At 56.5% G+C, this 16,640-nt stretch carries 25 protein-coding genes; 17 read left to right on the top strand and 8 right to left on the bottom strand.

From position 1 onward, the window contains the following. The first annotated feature begins 44 nt into the window (after positions 1-44). From astB to ompC, 3 genes are all read left to right on the top strand, one after another. Positions 45-1,385: an N-succinylarginine dihydrolase gene (gene astB, locus REA38_RS10615; RefSeq protein WP_193146343.1), complete on the top strand. Its 1,341-nt coding sequence runs from the start codon at positions 45-47 to the stop codon at positions 1,383-1,385. Between the two features lie 10 nt (positions 1,386-1,395). Next, the gene (gene astE / locus REA38_RS10610; RefSeq protein ID WP_308885839.1) at positions 1,396-2,379 is read left to right on the top strand and encodes a succinylglutamate desuccinylase; all 984 of its coding nucleotides are present in this window, start codon (positions 1,396-1,398) and stop codon (positions 2,377-2,379) included. Between the two features lie 567 nt (positions 2,380-2,946). After that, positions 2,947-4,029: a porin OmpC gene (ompC, locus tag REA38_RS10605; RefSeq protein ID WP_308325800.1), complete on the top strand. Its 1,083-nt coding sequence runs from the start codon at positions 2,947-2,949 to the stop codon at positions 4,027-4,029. 241 nt (positions 4,030-4,270) lie between these two features. Here the strand turns inward: ompC and REA38_RS10600 are convergent, their stop codons facing one another. Beyond that, positions 4,271-4,495 carry a biofilm development regulator YmgB/AriR family protein gene (locus REA38_RS10600; protein ID WP_033634903.1) on the bottom strand — a complete coding sequence of 75 codons (225 nt, stop codon included), beginning with the start codon at positions 4,493-4,495 and terminating at the stop codon, positions 4,271-4,273. Positions 4,496-4,618: 123 nt separating this feature from the next. Further along, a complete protein-coding gene (locus tag REA38_RS10595) occupies positions 4,619-4,810 on the bottom strand; it encodes a YebW family protein (protein WP_004934567.1) in 192 nt (63 codons plus the stop codon). Positions 4,811-5,038: 228 nt separating this feature from the next. Here REA38_RS10595 and lysM point away from each other — a divergent pair, with 228 nt between their 5' ends. From lysM to REA38_RS10570, 5 genes are all read left to right on the top strand, one after another. Then, on the top strand, positions 5,039-5,485 hold the full coding sequence (gene lysM, locus REA38_RS10590; protein ID WP_308885838.1) for a peptidoglycan-binding protein LysM: 447 nt from the start codon (positions 5,039-5,041) through the stop codon (positions 5,483-5,485). Positions 5,486-5,764: 279 nt separating this feature from the next. Further along, positions 5,765-5,905, top strand: a complete 141-nt coding sequence (locus REA38_RS10585; RefSeq protein WP_162846225.1) for a hypothetical protein — start codon at positions 5,765-5,767, stop codon at positions 5,903-5,905. Between the two features lie 23 nt (positions 5,906-5,928). Next, on the top strand, positions 5,929-6,093 hold the full coding sequence (locus REA38_RS10580; RefSeq protein ID WP_162846224.1) for a hypothetical protein: 165 nt from the start codon (positions 5,929-5,931) through the stop codon (positions 6,091-6,093). Between the two features lie 105 nt (positions 6,094-6,198). Next, positions 6,199-7,140 (top strand): pirin family protein, encoded by a 942-nt coding sequence (locus REA38_RS10575; protein WP_308885837.1) that lies wholly within the window; start codon positions 6,199-6,201, stop codon positions 7,138-7,140. A 427-nt stretch (positions 7,141-7,567) separates the two neighbouring features. Continuing rightward, on the top strand, positions 7,568-7,921 hold the full coding sequence (locus REA38_RS10570) for a DUF1304 domain-containing protein (protein ID WP_060451630.1): 354 nt from the start codon (positions 7,568-7,570) through the stop codon (positions 7,919-7,921). A gap of 21 nt (positions 7,922-7,942) precedes the next feature. Here REA38_RS10570 and REA38_RS10565 read toward each other — a convergent pair whose 3' ends face one another. Beyond that, positions 7,943-8,329 (bottom strand): helix-turn-helix domain-containing protein, encoded by a 387-nt coding sequence (locus REA38_RS10565; protein ID WP_004927697.1) that lies wholly within the window; start codon positions 8,327-8,329, stop codon positions 7,943-7,945. Between the two features lie 447 nt (positions 8,330-8,776). Further along, positions 8,777-8,989: a YccJ family protein gene (locus tag REA38_RS10560; RefSeq protein ID WP_004927694.1), complete on the bottom strand. Its 213-nt coding sequence runs from the start codon at positions 8,987-8,989 to the stop codon at positions 8,777-8,779. A 184-nt stretch (positions 8,990-9,173) separates the two neighbouring features. Here REA38_RS10560 and REA38_RS10555 point away from each other — a divergent pair, with 184 nt between their 5' ends. Continuing rightward, the gene (locus REA38_RS10555) at positions 9,174-9,413 is read left to right on the top strand and encodes a DUF2766 family protein (RefSeq protein ID WP_004927692.1); all 240 of its coding nucleotides are present in this window, start codon (positions 9,174-9,176) and stop codon (positions 9,411-9,413) included. A gap of 40 nt (positions 9,414-9,453) precedes the next feature. Here REA38_RS10555 and REA38_RS10550 read toward each other — a convergent pair whose 3' ends face one another. Continuing rightward, entirely contained in the window at positions 9,454-9,687 is a 234-nt protein-coding gene (locus REA38_RS10550) for a YobH family protein (RefSeq protein ID WP_004927690.1), read from the bottom strand. A gap of 161 nt (positions 9,688-9,848) precedes the next feature. On the opposite strand from REA38_RS10550, the gene REA38_RS10545 reads away from it, so the two are divergent. Further along, the gene (locus tag REA38_RS10545; RefSeq protein WP_004927688.1) at positions 9,849-10,007 is read left to right on the top strand and encodes a PhoP/PhoQ regulator MgrB; all 159 of its coding nucleotides are present in this window, start codon (positions 9,849-9,851) and stop codon (positions 10,005-10,007) included. 81 nt (positions 10,008-10,088) lie between these two features. After that, positions 10,089-10,364: a YebO family protein gene (locus tag REA38_RS10540; RefSeq protein WP_033647694.1), complete on the top strand. Its 276-nt coding sequence runs from the start codon at positions 10,089-10,091 to the stop codon at positions 10,362-10,364. 36 nt (positions 10,365-10,400) lie between these two features. Here the strand turns inward: REA38_RS10540 and fos are convergent, their stop codons facing one another. Continuing rightward, positions 10,401-10,808: a fosfomycin resistance glutathione transferase gene (gene fos / locus REA38_RS10535; protein ID WP_308885836.1), complete on the bottom strand. Its 408-nt coding sequence runs from the start codon at positions 10,806-10,808 to the stop codon at positions 10,401-10,403. 170 nt (positions 10,809-10,978) lie between these two features. Here fos and REA38_RS10530 point away from each other — a divergent pair, with 170 nt between their 5' ends. The 3 genes from REA38_RS10530 (at position 10,979) to REA38_RS10520 (ending at position 13,129) form a co-directional block, all read left to right on the top strand. Continuing rightward, the gene (locus REA38_RS10530; RefSeq protein ID WP_004927682.1) at positions 10,979-11,281 is read left to right on the top strand and encodes a phage protein NinX family protein; all 303 of its coding nucleotides are present in this window, start codon (positions 10,979-10,981) and stop codon (positions 11,279-11,281) included. Between the two features lie 74 nt (positions 11,282-11,355). After that, a complete protein-coding gene (locus REA38_RS10525; protein WP_025303167.1) occupies positions 11,356-11,592 on the top strand; it encodes a DUF4060 family protein in 237 nt (78 codons plus the stop codon). A 175-nt stretch (positions 11,593-11,767) separates the two neighbouring features. Continuing rightward, the gene (locus REA38_RS10520; RefSeq protein WP_033634896.1) at positions 11,768-13,129 is read left to right on the top strand and encodes an amino acid permease; all 1,362 of its coding nucleotides are present in this window, start codon (positions 11,768-11,770) and stop codon (positions 13,127-13,129) included. Positions 13,130-13,175: 46 nt separating this feature from the next. Here the strand turns inward: REA38_RS10520 and REA38_RS10515 are convergent, their stop codons facing one another. Next, positions 13,176-13,466, bottom strand: a complete 291-nt coding sequence (locus REA38_RS10515; protein WP_033647690.1) for a hypothetical protein — start codon at positions 13,464-13,466, stop codon at positions 13,176-13,178. A gap of 220 nt (positions 13,467-13,686) precedes the next feature. On the opposite strand from REA38_RS10515, the gene REA38_RS10510 reads away from it, so the two are divergent. The 3 genes from REA38_RS10510 (at position 13,687) to cspE (ending at position 15,771) form a co-directional block, all read left to right on the top strand. Continuing rightward, on the top strand, positions 13,687-14,721 hold the full coding sequence (locus tag REA38_RS10510; RefSeq protein WP_308885835.1) for an MBL fold metallo-hydrolase: 1,035 nt from the start codon (positions 13,687-13,689) through the stop codon (positions 14,719-14,721). 682 nt (positions 14,722-15,403) lie between these two features. Beyond that, positions 15,404-15,520, top strand: a complete 117-nt coding sequence (locus REA38_RS10505; RefSeq protein WP_002211058.1) for a DUF2627 domain-containing protein — start codon at positions 15,404-15,406, stop codon at positions 15,518-15,520. A gap of 41 nt (positions 15,521-15,561) precedes the next feature. Next, positions 15,562-15,771 (top strand): transcription antiterminator/RNA stability regulator CspE, encoded by a 210-nt coding sequence (cspE, locus tag REA38_RS10500; RefSeq protein WP_002221949.1) that lies wholly within the window; start codon positions 15,562-15,564, stop codon positions 15,769-15,771. 52 nt (positions 15,772-15,823) lie between these two features. On the opposite strand, the gene REA38_RS10495 is transcribed toward cspE, so the two are convergent. Beyond that, a complete protein-coding gene (locus REA38_RS10495; RefSeq protein WP_172904719.1) occupies positions 15,824-16,540 on the bottom strand; it encodes a polyphenol oxidase family protein in 717 nt (238 codons plus the stop codon). Positions 16,541-16,640 lie beyond the last annotated feature (100 nt).

Genomic DNA, 16,640 nt, shown 5'->3' with positions numbered 1-16,640 from the left:
GGCGGCGCGATGGCGCCGCCGCAGACCATCCCCAGGGGATAGCCATGTCAGGATATGAAGTCAATTTCGACGGTTTGGTGGGGCCGACGCACCACTATGCCGGGCTGTCGTTCGGCAATGAGGCCTCGACGCAGCACCAAAACAGCGTATCTAACCCGAAGCTGGCGGCGAAACAAGGTTTGCTGAAAATGAAGGCGCTGGCCGATCTCGGTTTCCAGCAAGGGGTATTGCCGCCGCAGGAGCGGCCGCACTTGCCGATGCTGCGGCGCCTGGGTTTCAGCGGCAGCGATGAGGCGGTGCTGGCGCAGGCGATGCGCCAGTCGCCGCGCCTGCTGTCGGCGCTCAGCTCGGCGTCGTGCATGTGGACCGCCAATGCGGCCACCGTGTCGCCTTCGGCGGACAGCGCCGACGGCAAGGTGCATTTCACCGCCGCCAACCTGAACAACAAATTCCACCGCGCCATCGAAGCGGAAACCACCACCGCCGTATTGCGGGCGATGTTCAGCGACGATCGGCATTTCGCCCACCACGAGGCGTTGCCGCAGGTGGCGTTGTTCGGCGACGAAGGGGCCGCCAACCACAACCGTTTGGGCGGCGACTACGCCAAGCGCAGCGTGCAGGTGTTCGTCTACGGTCGGCAGGAGTTCGGCGGCGAAACGGCGCCGGCGCGTTATCCGGCGCGCCAGACGCGCGAAGCCGGTGAGGCGATCGCTCGCCTGCACCAGTTGGACGAGCAGCATACGGTCTTTGTGCAGCAAAACCCGGCGGTGATCGATCAGGGCGTGTTCCATAACGACGTGATTGCGGTCAGCAACCAAAATGTACTGTTCCACCACCAGCAGGCGTTTCACCGCCAGCAGCAGGCGCTGGATGAAGTGCGCCGCAAGATGGCGACGCTGGACAGCGAGCTGGTGGCGATCGAGGTGCCGACCGAGCGCGTTTCGGTGGCGGACGCGGTGGCGACCTACCTGTTCAATAGCCAAATTCTTACCAAACCGAACGGCAGGATGATGATCGTGGTGCCGGAAGAGTCGCGTCAGCACGCCGGCGTGTGGCGTTATCTGAACGACATGGTCGGCAGCGGCGGCCCGATCGATGAAATCCGCGTGTTCGACCTGCGCGAAAGCATGCGCAACGGCGGCGGCCCGGCCTGCCTGCGGCTGCGGGTGGCGCTCAACGAACAAGAGTTGAGAGCGGTCAATCCGCGCGTGATGATGAACGAGCGGCTGTTTGCGACGCTGAACGAATGGGTGGATCGTCATTACCGCGATCGCCTGACGCAGGATGACCTGGCCGATCCGCTGCTGCTGCGCGAAGGGCGCGAGGCGCTGGATTCGCTGACGTCGATCCTCGGCCTCGGTTCCATCTATCCATTCCAACGCTAAGGGAGGCGGCATGGTCGATCTACTGCCCCTGACGCTGGAAGGGAACGAACCCGTCGAATGGCAGGGTGAAACACCACAGCTGCGCTGGCGCTGGCAGGGGGAAGGGGGGCTGGAGCTCACGCCGCGGCAGCCTTACCGCCAGGCGATGGTGATGTCGGCGGGCGTGCACGGCAACGAAACCGCGCCGATTGAACTGCTCAATCAGCTGGTCGGCGATCTGCTGGCCGGCCGGTTGCCGCTGAAGGTGCGGCTGTTGGTGGTGCTGGGTAACCCGGCGGCGATGCGGGCCGGCAAGCGTTATCTGCACAGCGATATGAACCGCATGTTCGGCGGCCGCTACCGCAACTTCGCCGCCAGCGGCGAAACCGTGCGTGCGCAGCAGTTGGAGCGTGCGCTCGCCGCCTTTTTCGATGGCGAGCAGGCGGCGCGTTTCCACTACGATTTGCACACCGCCATCCGTGAATCGCGTTTGCCGCGCTTCGGCATTCTGCCCTTCCAGAAACGCCCGTACAGCGAGCCGATGTTGCAGCTGCTGGATGCCGCCGATCTGGATGCGCTGGTGGTGCACAGCGCGCCGGGCGGTACCTTTAGCCACTATTCCAGCGAACATCTCAATGCGGCGAGCTGTACGCTCGAGTTGGGCAAGGCGCGGCCGTTCGGCAGTAACGATCTGCAGCAGTTCGCCGCCATCGATCGCGCGCTGCGGGCGGCGGTCAGCGAAGGGCCCCTGCCGATGCGTGCGGGCGCCGAGATTCGGGTTTTCCGTGTGATGCACTCGTTGATCAAGCACAGCGAAGATTTCAAGCTGCACCTGGACGATGACACGGCCAACTTCACCGAGCTGAAACCGGGGATGTTGCTGTGCGAGCAGCCGCAGGAGGAGTATCGCGTGGGCCAGGAGGGGGCGTGGATACTGTTCCCTAACCCCGGTGTGGCGTTGGGCCTGCGTGCCGGTATGTTGTTGAGCGAAGTTTCCCGTTCTACGCTGTATTGATTTATCCACGGCGGCGCCCTCAGCGCGCTGCCGTTATTCCCTTCATTATTTTAGTCTGCTATTTCCCGCTATTTTAATTGCCGTAAGGCGAATTTTATTCGTTCTGAAGAGATTCCCTTATGTGAATGAATAAAAGGCGGTGTCAGATGATTAGCTGAAAGTCTTAATTGCCTGGTGAATATGTTAAGACAAAAATGTGAAATAAGTAACGCTTTTAATAACCATGCTAATTTTATTGTTACTTTTGAATCGCGCAGAAAGCACGCAAAACGAAACCTAAATGCACCATATTGGTGCGTTGCACCATTTTGGTTATAACTTATGTGGCAAAATATTCGTATATTCAATGGGTTGTGCGATGCTTGTTTTGTAATGTTTAGTTACAAATAAACATGCTTTCTCCTCGTTGTTTCATGAACTTTTTGATTTTAAGTTTTGATTCATGATGCTAATGTCACATCACCCCCGTATTAGGGGTGCTCATAAAATACCAAAAGATAAAATCACAGCCCAAATTATAAATGGGCGTGACGGGCAGGGTTCTAATTATAATATCTAGGAAAATAAATGATGAAACGCAGTGTATTAGCCTTAGCTGTCGCCCTCGGGGCGATCACCTCCTTCGCCAACGCGGCTGAAATCTACAATAAGGATGGCAATAAACTCGACCTGTACGGCCGCGTTAACGCCAAGCATTATTTCAGCGACAGTAAATCCAACGACGGTGATATGACCTATGTTCGCCTGGGCTTCAAAGGCGAAACGCAAATCAATGATCAGTTGACCGGGTACGGCCAGTGGGAATACAACGTCCAGGCCAATCACGACGAAGCGCAGGGCACTACCGGCACCAAAACGCGTCTGGGCTTCGCGGGGCTGAAATTCGGCAACTACGGTTCTTTCGACTACGGCCGAAACTACGGTGTGGTCTATGACGCCGAGGCCTACACCGACATGCTGCCGGAGTTCGGCGGCGACTCCTACAGCTATACCGATAACTTTATGACCGCCCGTTCCAACGGTTTGGCCACCTACCGCAACCGTGATTTCTTCGGTTTGGTGGACGGCCTGAATCTGGCGGTGCAGTACCAGGGTAAAAACGATAGCGACGGCCGCAGCGTGACCAAGCAAAACGGCGATGGTTACGGCCTGTCTCTGGACTATCAGGACATCGGCGGTTCCGGCATCGGCGTAGCGGCGGCGTTCTCCGACTCCAACCGCACCAGCGCTCAAAAAGCGCTGCAGTACGGTAAAGGCGACAGCGCCACCGCATGGACCACCGCGGTGAAATACGATGCCAACCAGGTTTACCTGGCTGCGATGTATGCCGAAACCCGCAACATGACGCCGATCAGCGTCAACGGCACTTCCGGTTTCGCCAATAAAACGCAAAACTTCGAAGTTGTGGCCCAGTATCAATTCGAGAACGGTCTGCGTCCTTCCGTGGCTTACGTGCAGTCCAAAGGCAAGGATATCGAAGGGATTGGTGATGCCGACCTGGTGAAATACGTGGAAGTGGGGGCGACTTACTACTTCAACAAAAATATGTACACCTACGTTGATTACCAAATCAACCAGCTGAGCGACGATAACAAACTGAAACTGGCCAACGATGATATTGTTGCCGTCAGCCTGACGTATCGCTTCTAATCTGCAATTCTCTTACCTTCATCCTGTGTCGGGATTGGTAATCAGGCGGGGCGCAAGCCCCGCCTTAGCTCGTTGACAAAGGCGGAAAAAGCGTGGTTTTCCTTCTTTGTGGTGAGCAACCGAAAATCAATGAATTGATTTCCCTTATTTTAAATGCTGTTTTCGGTAAACCTGGCAATGTCATCAGGCTTGTCATTCACCTCAGGCGGGGCGCAAGCCCGGCCTTCGTTTTATCGGGATCTCAGCCTTTGGGCGCCAGCCCGACCAGCTCAATGGCGGAACGCAGCGCGGCGAAACGTTGCTGATCCTGCTCACGCTCTATTTCGTTCACCAACTGTGAAAGAATATTGCCGCCGGAGACCTTTTTATGGTTTTGGATTAACTGCAACACTGCGTCGCCTAACGCTAGGCTGACGTCGTGCAGCAGAGTTTCATATTGCTCGTTGGAGTGAGCCGATGCTGGCATGACCTTTCTCTGTCTCTTTCTTCTTCGGGAGCCGCAATTTAGCAAAACAGCGGCCTTATGCCTCGGAGGAAGACGCAGTTTCCGATGAAATCAGAAATTCCTCAGCGTCGCGCGGGGAGGGCGTTAAAAATCCGAATATTCGCTGGCTGGCAACCAGAAGCCGTCGATAAACTCTTCCATGGGATAACAGCCGGCGTGTCGCAAGTTCTGTTCCTTCATCGCGACCAGGCATTGCGGCTCGTCGCGCAATATGTCGACCACCATTTCACTGCAGCCACCATCCAGATAACAGACAAACATCACCAATGCGTACATCGTTGCACGCCTCCTTCGTCGAGTTGCTCTGTCTGCAACAGTGTAGGTAAAAAAGCGCGATTTTTCAGCATCATTGCGCGATTAATCGCCGCCGAAACGCCGTTGACGACACTTTCGGAATACTCTAACCGTTTCTGACGCCGTGAGCGGATGGCATATCCTTTTGTCGATGCTAAGCTTAACTAGCCTTACTTAAACGCATTAGTGAAACCATCAAAAGGAGTGAATATGGGCTTGTTTAACTTCGTCAAAGAAGCGGGTGAAAAACTGTGGGACACAGTCACCGGTAGTGCCTCCGCCGAAGATCAAGGCGCCAAACTCAAGGAGCATCTCAATAAGAGCGGCTTGCCGGACACCGACAAAGTCAATGTGCAGGTGATCGATGGTAAAGCCGTAGTGACCGGTGACGCCGTCAGCCAGGAGTTAAAAGAGAAGATCCTGGTGGCTATCGGCAACGTGGCGGGCATCAGCGGCGTGGAGGATAAGGTGGCGGTGACGCAACCCGACGCCGAGAGCCGCTTCTATACCGTGAAGAAGGGCGATACGCTGAGCGCCATCTCTAAAGAGATGTACGGCAACGCCAATCAGTACAACAAGATTTTCGAAGCCAACAAGCCGATGCTGTCGAGCCCGGACAAGATTTATCCTGGGCAGGTGTTGCGTATCCCGCAATAACGCGTCGGTCTGCCATAGCCCGGTTGCGTACCGGGCTTTTTTTTTGTCCTCTGCAATAGGCGTCTCTTATTTCCCTGCGATCTTGATGCCGGTTACATTTCCCCTGTGTACCTGCTCGCTTGCCGGCAGGCGCGGTGTTGACCCTGATGGGGAAAATTGATAGCGTCATCCCCCGGTTGAGCCGGAACGACCAAGGCGGCAACGTTGGCGCCTTATTCTGAGGGGATGTTTTGCCCCGTCAAACAGCAATGCAGCAGTTGAACGAGTGAAACCGATTTAGTGAAACAACAGCGTAACGCCTCAACGGATAAAAACTATCGAGAAACCTTGGGTGATGCGCAATTTGCGATCGTCGTGTTGGCGGTGGCGTCCTGCTCACTGATTATCTTTACGCTGGCGGTCACGCTGTGGGTGACCTGACGCGATTAACTAGGGGAGATAAAATGGAGCCTAATCTCCATGATGAGACCAAACTGCTGGCGATTATCGGCCTGTTGGTGTCCGTGCTGCTGGTGGTATCAATTCTCTTTGGCGTGACCTATTTCTCCGATCTCAGGCACGCGCAGGACGATATAGACATCATGAGCTGCTATATCAAAGCGTCCTGAACCGCGCAACTGCGCCTGAGCGTCGCCGCTCTGTGGGGAAGCGGTCCTGTGTTAAGCTTGGGCGGTTACCCTTGGCGAATCGGCGCCATTCAGGAGGTCTTTGCGATGAGTCAGTCACGTCCTACGCTCTCTTCACCTACACGCGAATGCCCTGTCGTTGACGGCGTGCGCCAGATACAACGTATTGCCGTGCGTAACGCAGAAGTGGGGGGCATCCCGATCAACCGCGCGTTACCAACCCGGGAGCGGCGCACCGTCGGCGCCTGGTGTTTTCTCGATCACGCCGGGCCGACGGTATTCAACGGCACCTCGCCCGGCATGGATGTGGGGCCGCATCCGCACATCGGGCTGCAAACGTTCACCTGGATGATAGAGGGGGAGGTGCTGCACCGAGACAGCCTCGGCAGCGAGCAGGTGATTCGCCCGGGCCAGGTTAATCTGATGACCGCAGGGCGCGGCATTGCGCATACCGAACAGTCGGTGGGTGAGCAACGGCGATTGCATGCCGCACAATTATGGATCGCGCTGCCGGCCGAACATGCCGACATGGCGCCACGCTTCGATCATTATCCTGACTTGCCGCAATGGCAGAATAACGGCGTGAATCACCGTTTGCTGGTGGGGGAATTTGGCGCTTACCGTTCACCGGTGTTTACGCTTTCGCCATTAATCGCCATTGACCTGGAATGGCAGGAAGCGGCGAGGATCGAATTGCCGCTGCGCGATGATTATGAAATCGGCTTTTTGCCCCTTATTGGTGCATTTGAACTTAATGGTGAAACTTTTTCACCTGATGAGTTCGCCTATTTGGGCATGAAGAATAACTCTATTGGGTTAAATGCGCAAAAGGGCAGCCGGGGATTATTAATCGGTGGGGCGCCATTAAACGAAGAGATCCTTATCTGGTGGAATTTCGTTGGCCATAGCAAGGCTGAAATTACTCGGGCTCAGCATGATTGGGAACAAGGGGCGCCGCGCTTCCCGGCGGTTAGCGGTTATTCTGGTGAGCGCATGACCGCGCCACGCCTGCCCTGGAGCGATGTTTGATAGCGTTAGGATATAATCGCCGCGATTATTCGGCTTATTTCGCTCTAATAAGGCGCAATTAATGTGATCGCGGCTCCAGCTTTACGACAATATAAGGTTTATCGGCGGAAAAGTGATCTGGCGCATATAATGACAACGAGAAGAAGTTTAGGATAATCCTCAGGAAGTAAGGTTGTCTCCCGTTAGTCAGATGTCAGTGAGGTCATTATGAGCCAGGTACTCTATCGTGCAAGACTGTCCCATGTCGTGGTTGCCACGGCGCTGTTTTGGGCCTCTGTCGCGGCATTGTTGGTCGCCGTATTAAACTAACCTCAAAAAATGACTCCTGCATAAACCCGCCTCGGCGGGTTTTTTTATCTCCGCCGGTGGGAAGATGAGAGGCGGAGTTTATAATTGATGACATCTTCAATAAACGACCGGGATCCCCATGAAGCTCTTTGCCGATATTTTGCTGCTGCTCATCGCAGCGCTCCATCTTTATATCCTGGTGCTGGAAATGTTCCTGTGGCGTACGCCACTCGGCAGGCGCGCATTCGGCACGACGGCGGAGTTCGCCGCCGCCACCCAGGTGCTGGCCGCCAATCAGGGGTTGTACAACGGCTTTCTGGCGGTGGGGTTGGCATGGAGCTACTGGCGTGGGGATATGGCGCTGCAGCTGTTCTTTCTCGGGTGCGTGTTGGCGGCCGGCGTGTTCGGCGGGCTGACCGCCAGCCGCAAAATTCTGTGGGTGCAGGCGCTGCCGGCCGCGATCGCGATACTGGCTGCATGGGCGGCGCGTTAACCCGCCGGTTTGCGGCGGGCTTCAGGCGGATTTTTGATGAATGACGTGCAGCGGCGGATCGATATGTAGATCGACGCTCAAATCCTGGCGGAAATCATAGGGCGTGATATTAAAACGCTTTCTGAACATGTACGTGAAGTGAGACTGTGAACCGAAGCCAAAGTCCAGGGCAATATCGAAGATCGACGCTTCACTGCTGCGCAGTTGGTAGACCGCGCCGGCCAGACGGCGTTCGCGAATGTATTTGCCGAGCGAAATTCCCGTCGCTTCTTTGAACAGCTTCTGCATGTGCCACAGCGAGTAGCCGGAGTACTCGGCCAGCTCTTCGAGATGGATCACTCGTCCGAGGTGAGTTTCGACCCATTTGCTGAGGGCGCAGACCAATGAGAGGTGGTGTTCTTGTATCATCAGTGCGTCAGTGTGAGACCTACATAGCGGTGAAGTATACACAACTTGCCGCCGTGGACAAAAACGCCGCCGGTGTCGGGCGGCAATTATTCGGAAAAACCGCGTAACCGCCGCTTGTCAGCCGAAAGGAAAAACGGCTAATCTGAGACGGTCACCGCCTCGGTGGGGGACGCAAAGAAGGCCGCAGCAAGTAACCGCCAAAACAGAGTCAGCCGTAACAACTCAACGTTGATGGGGTGATCGCATGTTAATGACAGTGATTATTACTCTGGTTGTAATCGTGGGCGTCGGCGCTTTTATGGCGATGCCGGTGATGAGCATGAAAAACGCGGAAGGTGTGGGAGGTGAAGAACCGTGAGAGCAAGAGATATTGCACGCCGCTGAGCGGGGCGAACGCCAATCGGGAAAGCCTGGGTCAGAAACCCGGGCTTTTTGTTGCGCAGGCGCTCAAACGTTTTTCCGCTCGACGGTTTCCTCTCCCCAATAAAGCTGGTCGGCGGTGGTTTTGGCAAAGGCTTTCTCCAGCGCTTCGTCGCTGCCTTCTTCCCAGATTTTCTGCGCCAACACTTCGTCGTTCCCTGCCAGTTCAAAAATGGCTTCGGCGATCTCCACCGAAGTTTCACGCACTGTCGCCCAGGATTTCACATTGTGATTCGCCATAACTTTCTCCTGTTGGTTGTGGCTTGGGGGTGGTTTTTGCCACCGTCATGCTGCAAGTATAGGCTAATCCGCCGCGGGCTTTTGCCCGGCGGTGCGCAGAAGGGGGAAAAAGACGGGGAGAGCGGGCAATGGCGCGGACGTCATGCTATTCTGTGCGGCGTTTGAATCAAGAAGGAAAGTTATTATGTCTGACATGCTGAGCAACGAGCAGGAATTGGCTTCCGATCTGGTCGCTTGCCAACTGGTCATCAAACAGATTCTGGACGTTATCGACGTGATTGCGCCGACCGAAGTGCGCGACAAGATGGCGGGTCAGCTCAAAAGCATCGATTTCTCCACGCACCCTGCTGGCGCCGATCCGGTGACCCGCCGAGCGATTGACAAGGCGATTGCGCTGATCGAGATGAAGTTTACCCGCAACTGAGGCGGGGCCGCCGCAGAGCGGCGGCGTCGGGCGGTGGCGGTTAATCCACCACCGTTTCGATTTTCTTGAACAGCGGGCAGTCGGCTACGCCGATGAAACCGTTGTCGCCATTCACGTACTGGGCGATCGCCACGTTACGCGCCGTCAGGTATTTGCACTGCAATCCCAACCCGCCAACGTTTTTGTTGCTGCCGATCAGCACGCCGTAACCCGAGATCAAAAAGCCGCCGTAAATGACCGCCAACACCAGTACCCACTTAATCAATTTACTCATCGCATTTCCTCGTTGTCCCTGAGGGAGCATCTAGCCACGGCGCGCATGCGAGGGCAAGGGTAACAGTCTGAAAACCGGGCGATAGCCAGAAATCTAAACGAAAAGTTAAACTTCGTTTAACTTCTCTGTGATAACATGCACGATAGATTACCCAGATAACAATGAGGCTGCTAAATTTGTTGCGAAAAAAAATCCTCGTGATAATGACGGCCGTCGCTGCCTGCCTGTTTTTCTACCTGCTGGCGCTGGACAGCTATTGCGACGATGGTGGAAATTTTGCGTTGGGCATCTGTTCGGTGACCCGCTTCGTGCCCTGGTAAGCAATTTTCGGCAGGGATGTTCGCACGGCCGCCGCGAGTGTTAAGATGGCGGCCTGAATGTCGCAGTAGATAGGGTTTTTCATGTACGATTTAGGTTTTGGCCAGAACGGCCTGTTGTCGCTGGCCCTCGCCGCCGTGGCGTTGCTGGCCGGGCTGTGGGTTTGGTTCCTGGTGAACCGCGCCAGCGTGCGCGCCAACGAGCAGATTCGCCTGCTGCAAGAGATTGCCGAGCAACAGCGTCAGCAAACGGCGCTGTTGAAGCGTATGGCGCACCGCGCTGGCACTGACGGCGCTGCTGCAGATGACGACGATCTCAGCCCCGCGCTGGATTTCAAAGGTTTTATCCCCGAACGTTGAGCATGATGCTCCGGCTGGCGCTGCCGCCGGGGCGCCTCAGTAAAACACCATGCCCTGATAAGGTTTTTCCCGGCATGCCGCCAGGCGGCTGGCCAAATCGCTGGCATGGATCTCCAATTGATGCCCATCAGGATCGAGAAAATAAAGCGATTCGCCTTCGCTGCGATTGCTTTTCCACTCTTCGACGCCGGCCTGGCGCAACCGCTGGCTGGCCTGTTCAATATGTTCCGGCGCTACGCTGAAGGCGTAATGGGTGTAATCGCGCTCGTGTTGTTGCGTGCGCCTTTCATCCAGCGACAGGCATAGCCACAATGACCCCAATGAAAGATAGGCGCCGCCTTGCCAGCGGGCGTGCGGGGTAAAACCCAACAGATGACGATAAAAATCGAAGCTGCGATCGAGATCGCTGACGGCAAGCGTCAGATGGTTGAGGCCGGTCAACATGCATGCGTTTCCTGGGCGCAGAACAGAGAGAAAAGTGTACGCAGGCGCTCAGGAAAGATAAAGGGGGCAAAGCATTAGTAGAGATAATGTGAAAACCGGCGGCGCTGTCATAAAACTGTCGTACAGACATCGTAATGTAGCGCGAACCTTACGAAAGATGGATGAAGCCGATGATTAAATGGTACGAAGAAAGCGATGCCGAAGTGAACCGCAGCATCGCGCTGCTGACCGGAGAGAACCCGGACAAGTGGTATCCCTACGGTGGTGTGAAAGGTAAAGATTACTGCAAGAATCCCTCCGATGCCTGGCCGATCATTTGCGCCAACAAAATCAGTCTGAACCCCGATAACCAAAGCGACAGCCCGCAATGGCAGGCGCGCATGAGCACCCAGGGCGGTGAATGGCAGGCGGACAGCGCCAGCCCGCTGCGCGCGGCGATGATCTGCTTCCTGATGAGCCGACAGGCTAACTGAGTCGAACAATACCGGTGATTGGTAAGAGTTTCTCCTTTTTCTAATAACAGAGCTGTCGTTGGCGGAGGCTGTTTATGAAGCGCATTATCAAAGGTGATAAAAACTTGTCTCATCTGGTGATTGCCCATGCGGCGATCGATCGTCATGCCGAAAGCTTCGGCCAGCGCCGTCAGGGCTGGCCCTCGACCTACCTGATAAAATATCAAAACGATCGCGTGGCGGTGGAAGTGGTCACGCGTCGCCAATCCTATGTCGCCACGCTGATGATCGGCGCGCGCAACCTGACCAAACTGTGCGGTATGCCTGGCTGAACGCCACCGTTGCATGCTTTCTCACGGTTAAAAAATCGCGCTCCGGCCTGCCGTCTCGGGGCGCTTCTCCTTGATGCTCACGGGGTTAAGTGTTAAAAAGCCGCCCGCAGATACATTTATTGATTGGTGAAATCTTGGCCGATAGCGGCAAGGGTGTACGCCATATGAGGATAAGATGGGCGGTCAGCATCAGGATACTCCGCTAAAACGCGGCTTAAAAAACAGACATATACAGCTTATTGCCCTCGGGGGCGCCATCGGTACCGGTTTATTTCTCGGCATTGCGCAAACCATTAAAATGGCCGGCCCCGCCGTGCTGTTGGGTTACGCCATCGGTGGTTTTATCGCGTTTTTAATCATGCGCCAGCTGGGCGAAATGGTGGTGGAGGAGCCGGTCGCCGGATCGTTCAGCCACTTTGCCTATAAATATTGGGGCGACTTCGCCGGCTTTCTTTCCGGCTGGAACTATTGGGCGATGTTCATTCTGGTCGGCATGGCGGAACTGACCGCTGTCGGCATCTACATTCAGTACTGGTGGCCGGAGATCCCCACCTGGGCCTCCGCCGCGCTGTTTTTCGTGCTGATCAACCTGATTAACCTGGTGAACGTGCGCCTGTACGGCGAAACCGAATTCTGGTTCGCCATCATCAAAGTGGTGGCGATTGTCGGCATGATCGTGTTCGGCGCCTGGCTGTTGGTCAGCGGCAACGGCGGCCCGCAGGCCAGCATCACCAACCTGTGGCAGCAGGGCGGCTTTATGCCGCACGGCTTCTCTGGGCTGGTGATGGCGATGGCGGTGATCATGTTCTCGTTCGGCGGCCTGGAAATGGTCGGCATCACCGCGGCGGAAGCCGCCGATCCGCGCCGCAGCATTCCCAAAGCCACCAATCAGGTGGTGTACCGCATTCTGATCTTCTATATCGGCTCGCTGACCGTGCTGCTGTCGCTCTATCCGTGGGGGCAAGTGGTGGAGGGGGGCAGCCCGTTCGTGCTGATTTTCCATGCGCTGAACAGCAATCTGGTGGCGACCGTGCTCAACGTGGTGGTGCTGACCGCCGCGCTGTCGGTCTACAACAGCGGCGTTTATGCCAACAGCCGCATGTTGTTCGGGCTGGCCAGCCAGGGCAATGCGCCGCAGGCGCTGACGCGGGTTAACAAGCGCGGCGTGCCGGTGCTGTCCATTGCGCTATCGGCGTTGATTACCTCGATCGGCGTGCTGATTAACTACCTGATGCCCGGCAAGGCGTTTGAGCTGCTGATGGCGCTGGTGGTTTCAACGTTGGTGATCAACTGGGTGATGATCTGCCTGGCGCACCTGAAATTCCGCGCCGCCAAGAACCGCCAGGGCGTCATTCCCAGCTTTAAGGCGCTGTGGTACCCGTTCGGCAACTACCTGTGCCTGGCGTTCCTCAGCCTGATTCTGGTGATTATGTATTTCAGCGAAGGGATCCGCATTTCGGTGTTGCTGATGCCGGTGTGGATTGCGGTGCTGTGGTGCGGGTTTATGCTGACGCGCCGTAAAGGCGCCAAGCGTTAATCGGTATGCTGCGGAGGCGTATTGCGCGCCTCCGCTTCTTTTCTCGTTAGCCGCGCGGCATAAAGGCGCGCCCCTCACTATGCCCCCGCCCCAGCAGTTTCCGACACAGCAGCAGCAGGGTGCTGATCACGTCGATGGCGACCACGCTGAGCATCAGCAGGGTCAGCATGAAGAATCCGAGCAGCGAACCGCCCAGCACCACCAGCGGGGCAGGTACGCGCAGACGGCGCAGCTTCATGGCGAAATACATTTTCCAGTATTGCTTCTGCGCCAGCAGCGCGCTGCGAATACGGCGCCCCAGGCCGATGCCTGATTTGCGGGATGTAGAACGACTCATAACTTCTCCTTTTCTGTATGCCCTACAAGTCAATCACAAAGATCTTAAGAGAGTCTTAACGGGCTCTTGGCGGCCCTGGCTGTCTCACCGGAGTGAGACAACAGCATACGGCAAAAGGTCCCGAGATGCAGCGCACGGCTGACAAAGTGCGAGCTTCATCGGGTTTGTTACACTGAAAGTCATGCCCGTGCAGGGCGCAGAGGTCGGGAGAAAAGGCAGGATGAAGAGAGTCAACCGTTATTACGACGCGGCCAAGGCGCATCACACGCCGGAGGGATTTCGCAACCCGGAACCCTCGCAGCGCCAGGAGGGCGACCTGCAGCGTTGGCAGGATGAACGCAAGCGGCAGGGGCTGCCCAGGCCGCCGCAGCAGGGCTACGCGCAATTTACCGAGCGTTGGTGGCAACCCGCCGATCTCAGCGGCGGCGATGACAGCATCTGGTGGCTTGGGCATGCGTCAATGCTGCTGCGGCTGGGCGGGCGCTATATCCTGATCGACCCGGTGTTGTCCGAACGCGCATCGCCGCTGAGCTTCTACGGCCCGAAGCGCAGAACGCCGACGCCGCTGACGGTGGGGCAACTGCCGGCGGTGGATGCGGTGCTGATCTCCCATAATCATTATGATCATCTCGACAGGCGCACGGTGCGGCAGCTGGCGCGGCGCTTTCCACAGGCCGAGTTTATCGTGCCGCTCGGATTGAAGCGCTGGTTTCGCCGCTATCGGCTGAAGGTGCATGAACTGGACTGGTGGCAGAGCCTGTCGCTGGGCGAACTGACGGTCTACGCCACGCCGGCGCGGCACTGGAGCATGCGCACGCTGTGGGATCGCAATCGCTCGTTGTGGTGCGGCTGGGTGATCCACCATCCGGCGCTGCGGTTTTATTTTTCCGGCGACAGCGGCTATTCGGAACGGCTGGCGGAGATCGGTCAACGGCTGGGGCCGTTCGACGTGGCGGCGCTGCCGATTGGCGCCTATGCGCCGCGCTGGTTCATGCAGGAGCAGCATATGGATCCGCAGCAGTCGGTGGCGCTATATCGCGAGCTGAATCAGCCGCGCGCCATTCCCATCCATTGGGGGGTATTCGAATTGGCGGATGAATCGCTCGACGAGCCGCCGCAGCAGTTGAACCTGGCGCTGAGCGAGGCGGGGCTGGATCAGCATCAATTCCACCCGTTGAAGATTGGCGAGCGCATCGCGTTGCAGGACTCGCAGCAAGCGTTCTCTCTTCGCCCTGCGGTACCGGGGAAAGAATAAGATCAACGGTTTGAAAGCGTGGCGGTAATTAGCAGAATCGATAAGCACGGGTGGTGATTCAAATAACCACCCGATCTTCAAGATTTAATTCCATGCCACACTTTCGCTATTCATAAGATTATTCCGGTTATTCAGACTCGTGGCTTTCGGATTATTTAGGATGAAACAACCGGCCAGCGGGAGAGGCGTCTGGAGGTTGCATGCTTATGCAACCGTTGCCCGCGGTACCCGCTTCACTTGCGCCTTCCGACGCGATGGGGTTCTCACCCTGTGGCGGCAGGGTTGAAAACCGACGATGACTGCGCTTTCCGGCGCTAAAGGGTCGGAGCAGCATTGAATAAATTGGCCCCCGTTCATCGATATTCAAATGTTGCATATGACATTCCATAAAGATTCAAATTTTTTAACGCTATAAGCGGCAAAAAAGCGAAAGTGCCGAGAAGGAGAGGCGTCAAAACGATGAAAGTTTTGTTAAAACGCTATCAGAATGCGGGGTCTGGCGCAGTGATTTTGGCAAGCAGAAAATAGCCGATGCTTCAACATCTTTTGGGCTATTTAAGCAAATGCGGCGCTCGACCGTTTCAAATATGTGCGACATGTCGTTCAGTGATTAAAAATGGCTTGCCATCGCATACAGAGTATGTGATAACGCATCTGGGTAAAACGAGGTACAGTTCTGTATATGTGTGGCATTTTCAGTAAAGAAGTTCTGAGTAAAGACGTTAGCGTTGAATACCGCTTCTCTGCCGATCCTTATCTTAGTGCCTCAAGCAGTAACGACTCTAGTTTGTCTATGTAACGCCCACGGGCGGTTTAAACAATCCAAAGGAAATACTCAAGATGGCAAAGATCAAAGGTCAAGTTAAGTGGTTCAACGAGTCTAAAGGTTTCGGTTTCATCACCCCGGCTGACGGCAGCAAAGACGTGTTCGTACACTTCTCTGCAATCCAGGGTAACGGCTTCAAAACCCTGGCTGAAGGCCAGAACGTTGAGTTCGAAATCCAAGATGGCCAGAAAGGCCCATCTGCAGTAAACGTTACTGCTATCTAATCAGCGTCAGCTGTACAAAAAGCCCGCCTCCGCGCGGGCTTTTTCGTTTCCGTCATCCGGCGGCGATGATGATGCCGGCATACTGGTTGCGGCCTTTGATCCCCGGATGCGTCGGATCCTGCGCGCGCCGGTGGCTGTTGCGGCGATAGCTGGTGTACTTGAAGCGCTGCGGCCGCTGCGGGTCGACGTCGGGCGTGCAGATGGTGCAACTGCCGGCGCGGTCAACGGCGGCGAAGCCCAGCGCCGCCAGCTTGTGTTCGGCAATCGCAGCCAGATCCAGATGCCGGTAATGCGGGCTGATCAGCGTGGCGGGCAGCGGCAGGCGCTGTTTAAAATTCTCCACCAGCGCTTCGTCGACTTCGTAGCAGCACGCGCCGGCGGCGGGGCCGATAGAGACCACCCAGTCGGCGGTGTCGCCGTCCTGGCGAATGCGCGCTGCCATCTGTTCCAGAATGCCGTCCAGCAACCCGCGCCAGCCGGCATGAACCGCGGCGATGGCGCCGCCGTCGCGGCGGCTGAACAGCACCGGCAGACAGTCCGCCGTCAGCACGCCGAGCAGAATGCCGGGCTGGCGGGTGTAGAAGCCGTCGGCTTCACCGCACACCTGCGCCGGTTGCAGCACCTCGACGATACGGGTGCCGTGCACCTGCTTCTTTTCCGGCAGCGTGGCGCTGTAGGGCAGCAGATGCCCCGGCAGCAGCGCGAGTTTGCTGCCGAAGCCGTGCTGAATGTGGGGCACCGCATCGAGCAGCGCGGAACGATCGCTCATAAGTTATTTTCACCTGCGTGAGAAAACAGACTCACAGTGTAGCCAGCTTTTTCCCCGCTTGACCAGGCGTTGTTGGCGGCGAAAGCGAGCGGGGATGCGC

It is taken from the genome of Serratia sp. MF1(2023) (genome assembly GCF_030954545.1).
Taxonomy (GTDB): Bacteria; Pseudomonadota; Gammaproteobacteria; order Enterobacterales; family Enterobacteriaceae; genus Serratia; species Serratia sarumanii.
Note: the sequence above shows the minus strand (reverse complement) of the source record. Positions and strands in the feature narration are given on the sequence as shown.